Source organism: Rhodomicrobium sp. R_RK_3, from assembly GCF_002198715.1.
In the GTDB taxonomy this organism is placed as follows: Bacteria; Pseudomonadota; Alphaproteobacteria; order Rhizobiales; family Rhodomicrobiaceae; genus R-RK-3.
In genome coordinates, this window is record NZ_MWLK01000022.1 from 14,838 (window position 1) to 29,586 (window position 14,749).

At 66.5% G+C, this 14,749-nt stretch carries 14 protein-coding genes; all 14 read right to left on the reverse strand.

Annotated features, from left to right (window positions below):
• Positions 1-23: 23 nt before the first annotated feature.
• Complete coding sequence (locus tag BLEFHOIH_RS12515; protein ID WP_088345914.1) at positions 24-1,085, reverse strand: SDR family oxidoreductase; 1,062 nt, start codon at positions 1,083-1,085, stop codon at positions 24-26.
• Positions 1,086-1,205: 120 nt separating this feature from the next.
• The gene (locus tag BLEFHOIH_RS12520) at positions 1,206-2,381 is read right to left on the reverse strand and encodes an acyl-CoA dehydrogenase family protein (RefSeq protein ID WP_245296987.1); all 1,176 of its coding nucleotides are present in this window, start codon (positions 2,379-2,381) and stop codon (positions 1,206-1,208) included.
• Positions 2,382-2,929: 548 nt separating this feature from the next.
• Positions 2,930-3,493: a methylated-DNA--[protein]-cysteine S-methyltransferase gene (locus BLEFHOIH_RS12525; protein ID WP_088345918.1), complete on the reverse strand. Its 564-nt coding sequence runs from the start codon at positions 3,491-3,493 to the stop codon at positions 2,930-2,932.
• Between the two features lie 166 nt (positions 3,494-3,659).
• On the reverse strand, positions 3,660-4,160 hold the full coding sequence (locus BLEFHOIH_RS12530) for a methylated-DNA--[protein]-cysteine S-methyltransferase (RefSeq protein ID WP_088345920.1): 501 nt from the start codon (positions 4,158-4,160) through the stop codon (positions 3,660-3,662).
• Between the two features lie 94 nt (positions 4,161-4,254).
• Positions 4,255-5,970 (reverse strand): ABC transporter ATP-binding protein, encoded by a 1,716-nt coding sequence (locus tag BLEFHOIH_RS12535; RefSeq protein WP_245296988.1) that lies wholly within the window; start codon positions 5,968-5,970, stop codon positions 4,255-4,257.
• A complete protein-coding gene (locus BLEFHOIH_RS12540) occupies positions 5,967-6,911 on the reverse strand; it encodes an acetamidase/formamidase family protein (protein WP_088345924.1) in 945 nt (314 codons plus the stop codon). The genes BLEFHOIH_RS12535 and BLEFHOIH_RS12540 overlap by 4 nt, the downstream gene beginning before the upstream one ends.
• A 162-nt stretch (positions 6,912-7,073) precedes the next feature.
• Complete coding sequence (locus tag BLEFHOIH_RS12545; RefSeq protein ID WP_088345926.1) at positions 7,074-8,675, reverse strand: ABC transporter substrate-binding protein; 1,602 nt, start codon at positions 8,673-8,675, stop codon at positions 7,074-7,076.
• A 26-nt stretch (positions 8,676-8,701) separates the two neighbouring features.
• On the reverse strand, positions 8,702-9,622 hold the full coding sequence (locus BLEFHOIH_RS12550; RefSeq protein ID WP_088345928.1) for an ABC transporter permease: 921 nt from the start codon (positions 9,620-9,622) through the stop codon (positions 8,702-8,704).
• Position 9,623: 1 nt separating this feature from the next.
• On the reverse strand, positions 9,624-10,472 hold the full coding sequence (locus BLEFHOIH_RS12555) for an ABC transporter permease (RefSeq protein ID WP_088345930.1): 849 nt from the start codon (positions 10,470-10,472) through the stop codon (positions 9,624-9,626).
• Positions 10,472-11,056 (reverse strand): ANTAR domain-containing protein, encoded by a 585-nt coding sequence (locus tag BLEFHOIH_RS12560; RefSeq protein WP_088345932.1) that lies wholly within the window; start codon positions 11,054-11,056, stop codon positions 10,472-10,474. Before BLEFHOIH_RS12560 ends, BLEFHOIH_RS12555 begins: the two co-directional genes overlap by 1 nt.
• Positions 11,053-12,195, reverse strand: coding sequence for a transporter substrate-binding domain-containing protein (locus BLEFHOIH_RS12565; protein ID WP_088346252.1), 1,143 nt, complete (start codon positions 12,193-12,195; stop codon positions 11,053-11,055). The genes BLEFHOIH_RS12560 and BLEFHOIH_RS12565 overlap by 4 nt, the downstream gene beginning before the upstream one ends.
• Positions 12,196-12,407: 212 nt before the next feature.
• Positions 12,408-13,148 (reverse strand): ABC transporter permease subunit, encoded by a 741-nt coding sequence (locus BLEFHOIH_RS12570; RefSeq protein ID WP_210191669.1) that lies wholly within the window; start codon positions 13,146-13,148, stop codon positions 12,408-12,410.
• A 3-nt stretch (positions 13,149-13,151) separates the two neighbouring features.
• Positions 13,152-13,865: an ABC transporter permease subunit gene (locus BLEFHOIH_RS12575; RefSeq protein WP_088345934.1), complete on the reverse strand. Its 714-nt coding sequence runs from the start codon at positions 13,863-13,865 to the stop codon at positions 13,152-13,154.
• Between the two features lie 94 nt (positions 13,866-13,959).
• The gene (locus tag BLEFHOIH_RS12580) at positions 13,960-14,709 is read right to left on the reverse strand and encodes an ABC transporter substrate-binding protein (RefSeq protein ID WP_210191670.1); all 750 of its coding nucleotides are present in this window, start codon (positions 14,707-14,709) and stop codon (positions 13,960-13,962) included.
• Positions 14,710-14,749: the final 40 nt, after the last annotated feature.

Below are 14,749 nucleotides of genomic sequence, written 5' to 3' on the forward strand. Positions count from 1 at the left end.
CTGCACCGCGTCGCGCCCCTGGCTCAAGGTATGAGCCGATCTTCCCGCAACCGGGCGAACAGATCGAAGAACGCATCGTCCGTCGGCTGATACAGCGTGAAACCGAGGCGGCGGCTCTTGGACATGTCCGTCACCACCTCGATCGGGCGGCCGAGATCGGCGTCGGTGTGCCAGGGCGAGATCAGCCGGTGGATGTCGGGCTCGGCGAGGCCGTGACGGGCGGCGATCTCGCGCCAGATGCCCGCATCATCGGCCATCTGCGTCTCGAGCGGGCGCACGATGCCGTCGAACGGCTCCGCCTCGATGCCGAACCAGCCGGCCAGCCGCTCCCACATCCAATTCCAGCGGAAGACGTCGCCATTGACGACGTTGAAATCCTCATTGGCGGCGGCCGGCGTCGTCGAGGCCCAGAGCAGATGCCGGGCGAGCAGCCGCGCGTCGGTCATGTCGGTCAGGCTGTTCCATTGCGCGGCGACGCCCGGAAAGCGGAAGGGCCGGCCGGTCGCCTTGGCGATGCTGGCATAGACGGCGAGCGTCGTGCCCATGTTCATGGCATTGCCGACCGCCTTGCCGATGACGGTGTGCGGCCGGTGGACGCTCCAGGTGAAGCCGTCGCGCTCGGCGGCGGCAAAGACCTCATCCTCTTGCGCGTAATAGAAATTCTCGATGTCGAGCCGGCCCTGCTCCTCGCGGAACGGCGTTTGCGGCAGCGCGCCTTTGCCATAGGCCTCGAACGGCCCGAGATAATGTTTCAGGCCCGTCACCAGCGCGACATGGCGAACGCTTCCCGCGGGGCTCAGCACCTCGAGGACATTGCGGACCATGGCCGCGTTGACGCGGATATTCTCGGCTTCGGTGTTCTGCCGCAGCCAGCTCGTGAGGAAGACATGGGTGGGATTGAGCCCCGCCAGCGCGGCGCGGAGCGAGGCCGGGTCGAGCAGATCGGCGGCGACGGGGGTGACGCCGTCCTGCGGGATCGGATTGCGCGCCAGCCCCGACACCTGCCAGCCTTCCCGGTTCAGGATTTCGGCGGCGGCGCTGCCGATGATGCCGCTGGCGCCGACGATCAATGCATTGTCAGCCATGCTCGCTCCTGACGTTCATCGGGGGATGTGGCCATCCCCCCGCCCCATTTCCAGACGGCGCCCGCCCCGGCGCCGTCCTGACCGGCGGCGTCGTTAACCATCTGTATCCGGAATGTGGGCTCAGGCGCTGACGTTGACGTCCTTCTCGGCGTCTTTGAGCAGTGCCGCACCGGCGCGAACATATTGCCGGGGCTGGATCATGGCGTGCTGGGCGGCGACGTGGATGTCGCGCATTCGCCGCTGCAAGGGCGAGGGCTCATATAGGGCCTGGCTGCCGCCCGCCGCGAAACAGGCATCGGCCGCCCTCCGCGAGGTCGCGATGACCCAGGTCGCGGTCTGGACGCCCTGGGCGAGATGCGGTTCGCCGACCGGCGTTCCATCCAGCGCGAGGCGCCAGACGGCCTCGGCGTCCCGCTCCAGCAAGGCCCGCGCGGCGCGCAGATCGGCCTGGATGCCGCCGAGCTCACGCAGGAACAGCTCGCTCTCGCGCATCGGCGCGCTGGTCCAGCGGGCCTGGCGTCCCGCCTTCACGAGGGCGACGACATCATCGAGCGCGCCCTCCGCGATGCCCAGCGACACCGCGCCCTGCATCAGCGGAAACACCGCCTTGGCGACCTTATAGAGGGGGCCGGGGACGCACGACTCGCTATGCTCGAAATCGAAGATATTGGTTTCAGGCGCAAAGGCGTCGCGGACCTGGACATGATGGCTGCCGGTGCCCTTCATTCCAGGCACGTGCCAGGTGTCCTCGATCTCCCAGGCGCCCGCCGGTAGCACGATCCCCCGCACGAGCGGCATGCCGGGCACCGCGCCGGGCAGCGGCTTTCCGCCCTCCGACATGGCGCAAAAGCCCATATACCATTCGGCGTGCCGGCAGCCGCTGGCGAAAGGCCAGCGGCCATTGACGCGCCAGCCGCCCGCAACCTTCTCCGCCGTCCCGCCCGGCTGGGTGGAGCCGGCGATGATGACGTCGGGACCCTCGCCGTAAATGCGATTGTAGAGGTCGCGCGAGACCAGCGAGGCGGCAAGCCCCACCCCGCCGCCGATGGCCGCGATCCAGCCGACCGATCCGTCGAGGCGGCTCAGGGCGGTGACCGCCTGGACAGCGTCCGGCGGGGAGAGTTCGAAGCCGCCATGCGCTTTGGGGACGAACATGCGGAAGACGCCGGCCTCTTTCATGCCCTCGACGACGTCGGCGGGCAATTGCCGGGCTTTCTCCATTTCGGCCGCGCCGCGCTCGATACGGGGGCGCAGGGCGTGAATGTCAGCCAAAAACCGCTGGATGGTGCTTGTCATTGAAAACGATCTTCTCATGCCGGTCGGGCGTGTCGCCGCGGATGCGGCGAGGCCGGTTGCTGGTGGGCGGCCAGAGCGGGATGAGGCCAAGCGGGTATCGGTTTACCGCCCGTCACCCCGCTCTAAATGTAAGAATCTAGATCACTGTTCATGATTTTGGATTGGATCAATCCAAAATCATCCGATCTAGTCTCGCCTTGGGCGCGTTACGGTTTCATGTCGCGGGCGGAGACCCGGTTACGATTGCAATGCTCGCGGGATGATACCGGGACTCCTGGCGCGCCCAATGGATTGGATCGGCGCAGGGTTCCGCGAGCCTTCTCTGCGGCACGATAGCGCCGCACCCTTGAGACCTTTGCAAAACGCCGGCGATCTATTCCGTCGCCCCGGCCGTTAGAGCCGGGGTCTACTCGCCTATCCGCTTGCCGCAGCAACAGCGGAAATATGATTGGATCCCGGCTCGGCCTGAGGCCGTCTGCCATGGGGGAGGGCTTGACGGCGGATCGGGTCAACGGCGCGCGTTGCTTCCGTCTGGTCTGGGCCACGCGCTAAAGATCGAACGATTGCTGCGCCGGTTTTGGCGGGCCCGCCCGGACGCCTTCCAGCTCCAGCATGCGGACCTTGGCGGCCGCGCCGCCTGGAGCCGAGAAGCCGCCGACCTTGCCGCCCGCCGCCAGCACGCGGTGGCAGGGGATGATGAGCGGCACGGGATTCTTGGCCATCGCCTGGCCGACATCGCGCGCGGCTTCCGGCCCGGCGCCGAGTTGCTTGGCCAGCGCGCCATAGGTGGTCGTCTCGCCCCAGCCGACGCGGCGGGCGGCGGCATAGATCTGGCGGAAGAATTCGTCCTGCGCTTCGAGGTCGAGCGCGAGGTGAGAGAAATCGACCGCCTCGCCCTCGAAATAGCGCCGCGCGGCGGCGACGGCCTCGAGCACATCCGGCGTCGGCGTGCCGGGCTGCGCGCCGCGCAACCGGCGCAGCAGATTGCGCTCGGTCGCCTCCGCGCTGCGGGCCGGCAACCGGAAGCGCGTGATGCCGACCCCGTTCCAGGCGATGCCGCAAAAGCCGCCTGCGGTGTCGAAGATCAGATAATGCTGTTCTGTCTGACCCATGGTTTGAGTACGATCCATTTCAATGAATACTCGTTTTCGAAATCCACGCGAAGGCGGAGATCCGGGCTCTGCCCGACCGCAAATGCTGCGGCGTACTGGATCCCCGCCTTCGCGGGGATTTCGTCTGAGAGTGAATTGAGCCAAGCAATCCCGCCTCTATTCAATTTCACGCTGCCGCCGCCGTCTCGCGCCGGCGCTCGAGCGCCAGCAAATACCGCTTGGCCTCGAGGCCGCCGGCAAATCCGGTCAGCGCGCCGCTCGAGCCGATCGCGCGGTGGCAAGGCGCCAGGATCGAAATCGGGTTCCGTCCGTTCGCCGCGCCCACCGCGCGATAGGCGGTCGGGCGGCCGACCTGCCTGGCTAAATCGGCATAGCTGCGCGTTTCGCCAAATGGGATGGTCAGGAGCGCTTCCCAGACCTTCTTCTGGAATTCGGTGCCGATCATGTCGAGCCTGACGGTGAATGCGGTCCGCTCGCCCCTAAAATATTCGGCCAACTGCTGCTCGGTCTGAAGCAGGATCGCGTGCTCGGGGTCTTCGCGCAGCGCGCCGAGCCGCACCCGCTTCGGATCGTCATTCTCCCAGAGGATGGCGGTCAGGCCCTGATCGCTCGCGACCAGTTTCAGCAGGCCGACCGGGGACGGGATGGTTTTGAAGGCATGGGCCATGGTCGATCTCCTTTCACCGGGCAGAATCGCGGCTTCACTCCTTATATACGCCTCCTGATCCGGGAAATAACGCCGGCTTTTTGCAAGGCCGGACCTATGAAAGAGCCGGCGCCGTCTCGCCCTCGACATGCTTCATCGCCGGGACCGGCAGCGGCACGGCGGCGATCAGCTCGCGGGTATAGGTCTCGCGCGGCGCCTCGAACACCTCGCGGCGCGAGCCGATTTCGACGATCTTGCCGGACTTCATCACCGCGACCGAATGCGACATGCGCTCGATGACGGCCATGTCGTGCGAGATGAAGAGATAGGCCAGCCCTTCGGTCTCCTGCAGCTCCAGCATCAGGTCGAGCACGCGGGCGCGCACGGAGACGTCGAGCGCGGCGACGCTTTCATCGGCGACGATGAGCTTCGGGCGCAGCGCCAGGGCGCGGGCGATGCAGATCCGCTGGCGCTGGCCGCCGGAGAATTCATGCGGATAGCGCGAGGCGACATCCGGCATCAGCCCGACGCGGCGCAGGAGGTCGGCGACGCGGTCGGCGCGGTCGGCCTTGTCGCCGATGCGGTGGATGATCAGCGGCTCGGCGATGGCGGCGCCGACGGTCATGCGCGGGTCGAGCGAGGCGTAGGGGTCCTGAAAGATCATCTGCGCCAGGCGGCGGATCGGGCGCATGGCGCCGGGGCCGTGATCGCCGACGACATGGCCGTCGATGATGACGGTGCCGGTGAAAGGGGTGAGGCCGAGCACGGCCTTGCCGGTCGAGGATTTGCCCGAGCCGCTTTCGCCGACGAGGCCGAGCGTCTTGCCCGCCATCACGTCGAAGGAGATCGCCTCGACCGCGGCGTGCCCCTGGCCGGCCCGGAACCAGCCGGCGCCGCCGCCATAGCTCACCGTCAGGTCGCGGACGGTCAGGATGGGAAAATCCTCCCCCTCGGCCATGGGCGCGCGCGCCTCGCCGGTGACGCGCGGTGGCCCGTCGGTCCCCGCCCGCGCGCCGAGGCGCGGCACGGCGGCGATCAGCTCGCGCGTATACGCGGCCTGCGGACGCTCGAACACATCGACCGCCCCGCCGATCTCGACGATCCTGCCTTCCTTCATCACCGCGACCCGGTCGGCCATCTCCGCGACGACGCCCATATCGTGCGTGATGAGCAGCACCGAGGTGCCGAATTCGCTCTTCAATTCGCGGATCAGCTTCAGGATCTGCGCCTGCACGGTGACGTCGAGCGCCGTGGTCGGCTCGTCGGCGATCAGCACCTTTGGCTGGCAGGAGAGCGCCATCCCGATCATCACCCGCTGGCGCATCCCGCCCGACAGCTCATGCGGATATTGCGACAGCCGCCGCTCGGCCTGCGAGATATGCACCGCGTCGAGCATCTGCAAAGCGCGGGCGCGGGCGGCGCGCTCGTCCATCGGCTGATGCGTCCTGATCGCCTCGATGAGCTGGGCGCCGATCGACATCACCGGATTGAGCGAGGTCATCGGCTCCTGGAAGATCATGGCGATGTCGCCGCCGCGCACCGCGCGCATGGCCCGGTCCGAGAGCCGGGTCAGCTCGGTGCCCGCCAGATCGATGCTGCCCGACACCACCCGCAGCGACGCGCGCGGCAGCAGCCGCATGATCGACAGCGAGGTGACGGACTTGCCCGAGCCGGACTCGCCGGCAAGGCACAGCGTCTCGCCGGCCTTCAGTGCGAAGCTGACGCCGTCGAGCACGCGCTTGGCGCCGCGATCGGTCAGGGCGTCGACGGTGAGATCGCTCACCGTCAACAGAGGATGCGAACTCGTCAGGGCGCCCACGGGTCCGGTCACGAAAAGACGATCCTCGGGAAATAGAAGGAGACCACCCAGTTCGGCAGATCGACGACTTCGGAAATCCGGAGGTCGCCGCAGACCGAGCAGAGCATATAGGCGTCGACGGCGCTGTAGCCGTGTTCGGCGGTGAGCAGGTCGATCATGCGCATCACCGCCTCGCGGGTGGCGACCATCAGGTCGGGGCCTATGCCGGTCGTTGCCTCATAGCCCGCGCCGTCGAGATGGCGGCTGACCGGGCCGGGCGTGGTGAAGCGCGGCGAGGCGAGATTGGCGCCCTTGACCAGCTCCAGCGTTGCCGCGACGTTCATCTGGCTCTCGATGGCCGTGCCGCAGACCTCGCCGTCGCCCTGCGCGGCATGGGTGTCGCCGATGGAGAACAGCGCGCCTTCGACTTCGACCGGCAGATAAAGGGTGACGCCCGAGGTCAGGTCGCGGATGTCCATATTGCCGCCCACCCGGCGCGGCGGCACGACGGAATGCAGGCCCGGCTCGGCGGGCGCGACTCCGATGGTTCCGGCGAATGGCTTGAGCGGCACCTTGCCGCCGGGGCCGAACAGCGACGGCGCCATGCTGGCCGGATCGTATTTCCAGACATGCAGGGCCGGTTCGGCGAACTGGTCGGCGAGCAGGCCGAAGCCGGGGATGTTGGCGGTCCAGCCGACGCCGGACGGTGTGAATTCGCGGATGGTGATCTTCAGCGCGTCGCCCGGCTCGGCACCTTCGACATAGACGGGGCCGGTGACCGGATTGACCTTGCTGAAATCGAGGTCGATGACGTCCTGCAGCGTCGCATTGGCGCCGATCTGGCCGCCGGAGGAATCCATGCATTCGAACTGGATGGTGGCGCCGGGCTTGGCGACGAGGGCCGGGGCGAAATCGCGGTTCCAGCCGAAATTATGCTTCGCGCGGTGGATGGTGTAGTCGCAGGCCACGCACATGTGGGCACTCCCTGGGGGTCGGTTTTTTGGACGAGAGGCTTGAGCAAGCGGCCTCACCCTCACCCGGTCGCCCCCGGCGCCCGCCCTCTCCCACGAGGGGAGAGGGCTAAGAGGAGGAATCCACTGCGCCGGGTGAGGGCTAAGCCGCTTGTTCCGCGCTTCCTACTTGATGAAAATCGCGTCGTAATTGATCACGCGGGTCGGGTCGACATAGATGTTGCCCGCTCCGCCCATGCGCTTCGACTTGGCCACCACGCGGCGCTCGTTGAACACCGGGATCCACGGCGCATCGGCCATGATGTCGGTGAAGATGCCCTTCCAGGCGGCGGCGCGCTCGTCCTTCTTGGCCGGGTCGGAGATCGAGTCGGCGGCCACGGCGCGCTTGTCCATCGCCTCATTGCAATACCAGCTCCAGTTCCAGCCACCCTGGATCGCGCCGGCGCAGCCGAGGATCGGGCCGTAGAAATTGGACGGGTCCGGGAAGTCGGCGATCCAGGCCATGCCGCCCGACCACACCATCGGCGCCTCGCCCTTGGTGCCGCCCGCCGCGATCACGTTCGGATTGGCCAGCGCCTTGATCTCGACCTTTACGCCGATGGCGGCCAGATCCTGCTGGATGGCCTGGGCAATGCGCGGGTTCGGATCGGTCGAGGAGGCATAGAGCACGGTCGAGAAGCCGTCCTTGTGCCCGGCTTCGGCGAGCAGCGCCTTGGCCTTCTTCACATCATAGGCATAGCCTTTGTAGGCCGCATTATAGCCCGGCATCAGCGGCGGCAGCACCTGATTGGCGGGCGTGGCGCGGCCATTGACGATGCGGGTGATCTTCTCCTTGTTGATCGCCATGTTGAGCGCCTGCCGCACCTTCAGGTCGTCGAGCGGCTTCACCTGCGTGTTCAGCGTCACATAGCCGGTCTGGAGCTGCTCGCCATCGATGATGATGTCCTTGGCGTCCGGGCCGTTCTTGATCTCGAGGAATTTCGCCGGCGGGATGCCGTCGCCCGCGATGTCGACTTCGCCCTTTTGCAGGCGCAGCACGGCGACCAGCGGCTCCTGGCCGATCTCGACGGTGAAGCCGTCGATCTTGGGCGTGTCCTTGACGTAGAAATTGGGGTTCTTCTCGAAGGTCAGCTTCTGGCCGATCACCCAATCTTTCAGCACGAAGGCGCCCGAGCCGACCGGCTTCTTGCCGAAATCGGCGCCTGCGGCTTCAACCGCTTCCTTCGGCACCACCGAGGAGAAGTTGATGGCGAGCACATGCAGGAAGGTCGCGTCCGGACGCGACAGCTTGAAGATCACGGTGCCGTCGTCGGGCGTTTCGATGCCGGTGATGGTCTCGGCCTTGCCGGCGGAGAAATCGTCAAAGCCGGCGATGGCGCCGAAGAAGCCCGCGCCCGGCCCTTGCGTCTTGGGATTGACGGCGCGCTCGATGGAATATTTGACGTCGCCCGCCACCACATCGCGGCCGTTCGAGAATTTCACGCCCTTGCGCAGCACGAACGTATAGGTCAGGCCGTCAGGCGCGACGGTGAAGCTCTCGGCGAGCGAGGGCACCAGGGTGTCGGTGCCGGGCGTGTAGTCCATCAGCCGGGAAAACAGGCTCTTGATCATCGACCAGTTCTGCCAGTCATAGCCGATGGCCGGGTCGAGCGTGGCGATGTCGTCCTTGTAGGTCACGGTGATGGTGCCGCCCGCGGCCAGCGCGGGAAGCGGCAGGAGTGCGATGCACCCCGCCAATGCGGTTCGCTTCAGCCAGTTCTTCATCATGTCCTTCGTCCCCTTCTGCAAAGTTTTTACCGGGCGCGGATGCGCGGATCGATCAGCGGCGCGACGAGGTCGGCAATGAGGTTGCCGGCGACGATCGCGAAGGCGGAGACCAGCGTCACGCCCATGATGATCGGCAGATCCACCTGCTGGATCGCTTGCCAGACGAGCTGGCCGATGCCGGGCCAGCCGTAGACCGCCTCGACCACGACGACGCCGCTCATGAACTGGCCGATGTCGATGCCGATCATGGCGATGATCGGCAAAAGCGCGTTGGGCAGCGCATGGCGGAAGATGACGCGGCGCTCGGAAATCCCCTTGGCGCGGGCGGTGCGCACATAATCCTGGTTCAGCACGTCGATCATCGCCGAGCGCACCATGCGGGCGTACCAGCCCGCGCCGAGCACGCCGAGCGTCAGCGCGGGCAGCACGACATGCGCCGCCGTGCCGAAACCGGACATCGGGAACCAGCCGAGCATCAGCGCGAAGACGTAGAGGAGCAAAAGCGCGACGACGAATTGCGGCGCGGAGACGCCGACGAAGCAGGCTGCCATCACCAGCCGGTCGACCGGGCCGCCGCGATTGAGCGCGGCGATGACGCCGAAGATCAGGCCGAGCGCGACTTCGACGGCAATGCCCGCCGCCATCAGGATAAGCGTGGCAGGCAGCCGCGCCAGAATCAGCGTGACGACCTCGGTCTTCTGCGTGTAGGAGCGGCCGAGATTGCCCTGCGCGAGATTGCCCAGATAGTGCAGGAACTGAGTCAGCAGCGGCTGATCGAGGCCGAGCTCGTGGCGAATGTTGGCGACCGTCTGCGCCGTCGCCGAGCGGCCGGCGAGATTGACCGCCGGATCGGCGGGCAGGAGATAGAGCAGCACGAAGGTGATGGCGGCGACGCCGAGCAGGATGAGCGCGGAGGCGGCGAGGCGCTGGGCGATGAGTTTGATCACCTCACATCCTCCCGCGCTGGGTCGGATCGAAGATGTCGCGCAGGGCGTCGCCGACCAGATTGAAGGAGAGCGCCGTCAGCAGGATGGCGATGCCGGGGAAGAACACCAGCCAGGGCGCGCCCGAGAAGAAACTCTGGCTCTCGAAGATGATGTTGCCCCAGGACGGCTCCGGCGGCTGCACGCCGATGCCGAGGAAGGACAAGGTCGCCTCCAGCAGCACGGTGGTCGCGATGCCGAGCGTGCCCCAGACGATGGCGGTCGGCATCAGATGCGGCAGGATATGCAGGAAGATGATGCGGCCATGCCCCGCCCCCAGCGAGCGCTCGGCGAGGATGAAGTCGCGTTCGACGAGGCCGCGCGTCTCGGTATAGACGATGCGCGCCACCTGCACCCAATTCACCATGGCGATGACCATGGCGACGATCCACAGGCTCGGCCGGAAGATCGCCGCCAGCACGATGGCGAGCAGGAGCGCCGGGAAGGCCATCATCAGGTCGGTGAAGCGCATCATGGCATTGCCGACGGCGCCGCGCAGATAGCCGGCGGTCATGCCGACGAACAGGCCTATGGCGACCGCCGTGCCATTGGCGACGAGGCCGATGATGAGCGAGGTGCGCGCGCCGTAGAGCAGGCGCGAGAGGAGGTCGCGGCCGAGCGCGTCGGTGCCGAGCAGATAGGTGGCGTCGGGCGGGATCGGCGCGCCTTCGAGCGTCAGGCCGTCGAAAAGCTGCTCGCTGGGCGAAAACGGCGCCAGGAGCGGCGCGCCGATGGCGGCGACGACGACCGTCAGCACCACGGCGAGGCCGAACAGGGCGGTCGGGCGGCGGGCGATTTCGCGCAGCACCCGCATCAGCCGGCCTCCGGCAGCGGCACAATGCCGGCGAGCCATTCGCCCGCCGCCTGTTCCATGGTGATGCGGCGGCCCATGGCGGCGCGGCGCAGGCGGCGATAGGCGGTGTCCTCGTCGAGACCGTGGCGGCTCATGATCGTCATCACCGCGCCATGCACCAGCGGCCGCATCCGGATGCGCTCGTCCTGGAGGGCGCGGCGTTCCGCATTCGCGATGCGCTCGAGGTGCACGCAGACGGCCAGCACCATCACCGGATAGATCGCCGAGGCAACCACCGGCTTGGACAGGATCGCCCCCGCGCCCTGGCCGAGCGCCCAGGCGACGCGGCCCGGCGCTTCCGATTGCAACAGCGCGACGACCGGCAGCGGCGCGGGTTCCTCTTCCCAGGGCAGCAGGCCGCACCAGCCCTGATCGGCGTCGACGAAGACGATGTCGGCGGGAGTCCGGCCGAGATCGAGCGGTTCCCACTGCACCTGCACGCTGAGGCCCAGCCGGTTGAGCTGGCGAACCATGCGGCCCATGCTTTCGTCCTGGCGGTGCAAAATCACCGCGCGCCAGCCGACGAGTTCGGGAAGCTGGGTCATGACACCACCCTCAGATTGCCCCGGCCGCCTTTCATGCGCGCCGTCAGATAGGGATCGGCCGCCATCGCGGGCCGTGATGCGACGATGTCGAAGCCGCCATCCGCCGTTATCCGCCCGAGATGGAAGGGCAGCGCGGCGTGATTGGTGCGCGGGTCGATGCGCAGCGGCCCATGCGGCGTGTCGAAGCCGCGCCCATGCACGGCGGCTTTGACGGCGGCGGGATCGTCGCTGCCGGTCTCGGCGATGGCGGCGGCCAGCATGTGGACGGTCGTATAACTCGCCTCGAAGAAGGCCGAAACCCGCCGTCCCGCCCCGAAGGCGGCCGCGACGCGCGCCTTGAAGGCGACGTTCTCGCGCAGGTCCAGAGTATCGAAATAGCTCGCCGCCGAGAGATTGCCCGCCGCGATGCCGTCGCCGACCGCGCCCAGCTCGCATTCCGTCAGATCGCAGCTCACCACGGGACGCCTCTCCGGATGGAAGGCCCTGTCGCGCTCGCCGAGCGCGTGATAGGCGCGCAGGAAGGCATAGGACGCGGGGCCGATCAGATTGTTGAGGATGAAGTCCGGCCGGCGCTCGCGGATCTCGCCGATCAGCCGCTCGACATCGGTCTCCTCCAGCGGCAGGCAGCGCTCGCCGACCACCTCACCGCCGGCTTCCAGAAGCAAATCCCGGGCCAGCCGGTTCATCTCCCAGCCCCAGACGTAATTGGCGCCGATGAGAAAAGCGCGCTTGCCCTGGCGCGGCATCAGATAGTCGAACAGCGGGATCAGGTGCTGGTTCGGGCAGGCGCCGGTATAGATGACGCTTTCATTGGCCTCGAAACCCTCATAGGGGCAGACATACCAGAGCAGGCCGTCATGCTTCTCGATCAGCGGGATGACTTCCTTGCGGGCGATCGAGGTGATGGTGCCGACGATCTGGCGGCAGCCGGCCTCGCCGAGCATGGCGCGGGCCTCGTCGAGATAGCGGCGCGGATCGCCCTGCGGGTCGGCATGGATGGCGTCGAAGCGGACCGGCGCCGACGGATCCGCCGCCAGTTCGGCCAAGGCGAGATCGGCGCCGTCGCGGCAATCCCGGCCGATGGCGGCATAGGGCCCGCTGGTGGAGAACAGGATGCCGATCGTGACGCTCTTACCCATCGTGCTCATCACAACAAAAACCCCACGACGCGCTCCGGCCGAATGGCGGGACGTCATGGGGCGAAACTGCCCGGCGGCCTCTTCGGCCAATGTCGTCGGCGTGCGATGCACACCGATTAGGCACGCATTTTAAATAAGCATTTAACACATTGTCAATGCTGCATTCAAGGGAGCGGCAGCTTGTCTCGGCGCTTGCAACGCAGCGTGTATTCTTAATATCCCGGAAGCCGCATCCGCATCTCGATCCAGCGCAGCAGCACCGTCAGCCCGCCGGAGAGGATCAGGTAGAGGATGACGGCGTAGACGAAGATGTCGAGGCTGTAGCTGCGGGCAAAGATCGTTCGCGTCTGGCCCATCAGGTCGAGCACGGTGATGGTCGAGACCAGCGCGCTGCCCTTCAAGAGCAGCAGCACCTCGTTGCTATAGGCCGGCCAGGCGATGCGCAGCGCCTGCGGCAGCACGATGCGCCGCATGGTCGTCCACCAGCTCATGCCCGAGGCGACGGCGGCCTCGAGCTGCCCGTTCGGCACATTGACGATGCCGCCCCGGATGATCTCGGCGGAATAGGCCGAGGTATTGATGGTCAGCACGATCAGCCCGACGGAATAGGCGTCGCGGAACAGCGGCCAGAGCAGGCCGAGGCCGCTCGCCCCGAGCGCGCCGAAGCCGTAATAGAAGATCCAGAGCTGCACCAGCAGCGGCGTGCCCCGGAACACATAGCTATAAGAATAAGAGAGTGCGGAGAGTATGCTCGAGCGCGACGTCCGCGCCAATGCGAGGCCGATGGCGAGCGGGAAGCCGATCAACGTGGCTATGACGAGCAGTTCGATCGAAACGAAGAAGCCGTCAATGAAACGGCCGCAACTCGTGGCGAACAGCGTCGGCGAGACCGGCCGCAGCGCCGCGCAGACCGTGTCCGATGCCCAGATCTTAGCGTCGAAATAGAAATCCAAGGGCTACACTCCCGCCATGCCGCGCCGCGCCCGCCGCTCCAGGCCGTTGCGGGCAAGGTCGGAGACCCCCGTCAGCACGAGGTAGATGGCGCCGGCGGCGAGGTAGAAGGTCAGCGGCGCGCGGGTCGATTCGCTGCCGATCTTGGCTTGGCGCAACAGATCGTCGACGGCGATGACGGCGGCGAGCGAGGTGTCCTTCAGCAGCACCATCCAGAGATTGCCGAGGCCCGGAATCGCAAAGCGCCACATTTGCGGCAGCCGGACGCGGTTGAAGGTCTGCCAGTCCGACATGCCACAAGCGATGGCGGCTTCGATCTGCCCGTTCGGCACGGCCATATAGGCGCCACGGAACACTTCGGCCGCATAGGCGCTGAAGATGGCGGCGAGGCCGATGACGGCGGCGAGAAAGCGCGGCATCTCGAAAGCAACGTCGAGGCCGACCGCGACCAGCACCGCCTGCACCGCGCGCTCGATGCCGAAATAGAACAGCAGCAGGATCAGGAATTCGGGCGTCGCCCGGATGAAGGCGATATAGAGGTCGCCGATATAGCGCGGCAGGCGGTGTTTGGAGAGCTTCATCGCCGAGAGCAGCAGGCCGAGGCTGAGGCCCAGCGCCAGCGCGCAAACCGCGAGCTGCAACGTGACCAGCGTGCCGCGCAGCAGCTCGTCGCCCCAGCCGCCATCGCCAAAACTCAGCAATCCGAGCGCTCCAGTCACGCCGCCCTCCTCCGTCCGCGCAATCGCATAAGAGAATGCCGCGCGGAGGTGATCCGCGCGGCATCGTCCGTCTCAGGACGCCGTCATCATCCGATCAAAAAATATCGAACGGGAAATATTTGGCGTTGAGCTTGCCATAGGTGCCGTTGTCGCGGATGGCCTTGAGGGCCTTGTTGAAGGCGCTTTGCAGCTCGGTGTCGCCTTTGCGGACGGCGATGCCGATCTTGTCGTTGAGGTCGATCTTCTCGCCGACGAACTCATATTCCGGCTTGTCCTTCAGCCAGTCATAGGCCGGGTAGACGTCGGAGACGAGCGCGTCGAGGCGGCCGGCCTCCAGGTCGCTATAGGCGGCGGTCTGCGTATCGTAGAGCTTCACGGTCGAGGTGCGGCCGAGCTTGTCTTCCGAATAGGTCGCGGCGACCGTCGAGCGCTGCGCGCCGACCGTCTTGCCCTTCAGCCCGTCCGGACCGGTGATGCCCGAGCCCTTCTTGGCCAGGATGCGCAGGTAGTTCGAATAATACGGGTTGGTGAAGTCGACCTTCTGCTTGCGCTCGTCAGTGATCGACATCGAGGCGGAGATGGCGTCGTATTTCTTCGCCTCGAGGCCGGGGATGATGCCATCCCAATCCTGCGCGACGATCTCGCATTTCGCCTTCATCTCCTCGCAAAGCGCCTTGGCGATATCGACGTCGAAGCCGATCAGCGCGCCGGTCGAATCCTTGGCGTTGAAGGGCGGGTAGGCGCCTTCGGTGGCGATGGTGATGGTCTTTTGCTGCGCCCCGGCCGGGCCGGCGGCAATCGCGCCGGCGACGACAAGCGAAGCGAACATCAGTTGTTTCAACATGCGCATCGAGATCCCTTTCTGTGATGGCTGTATTGGCGGC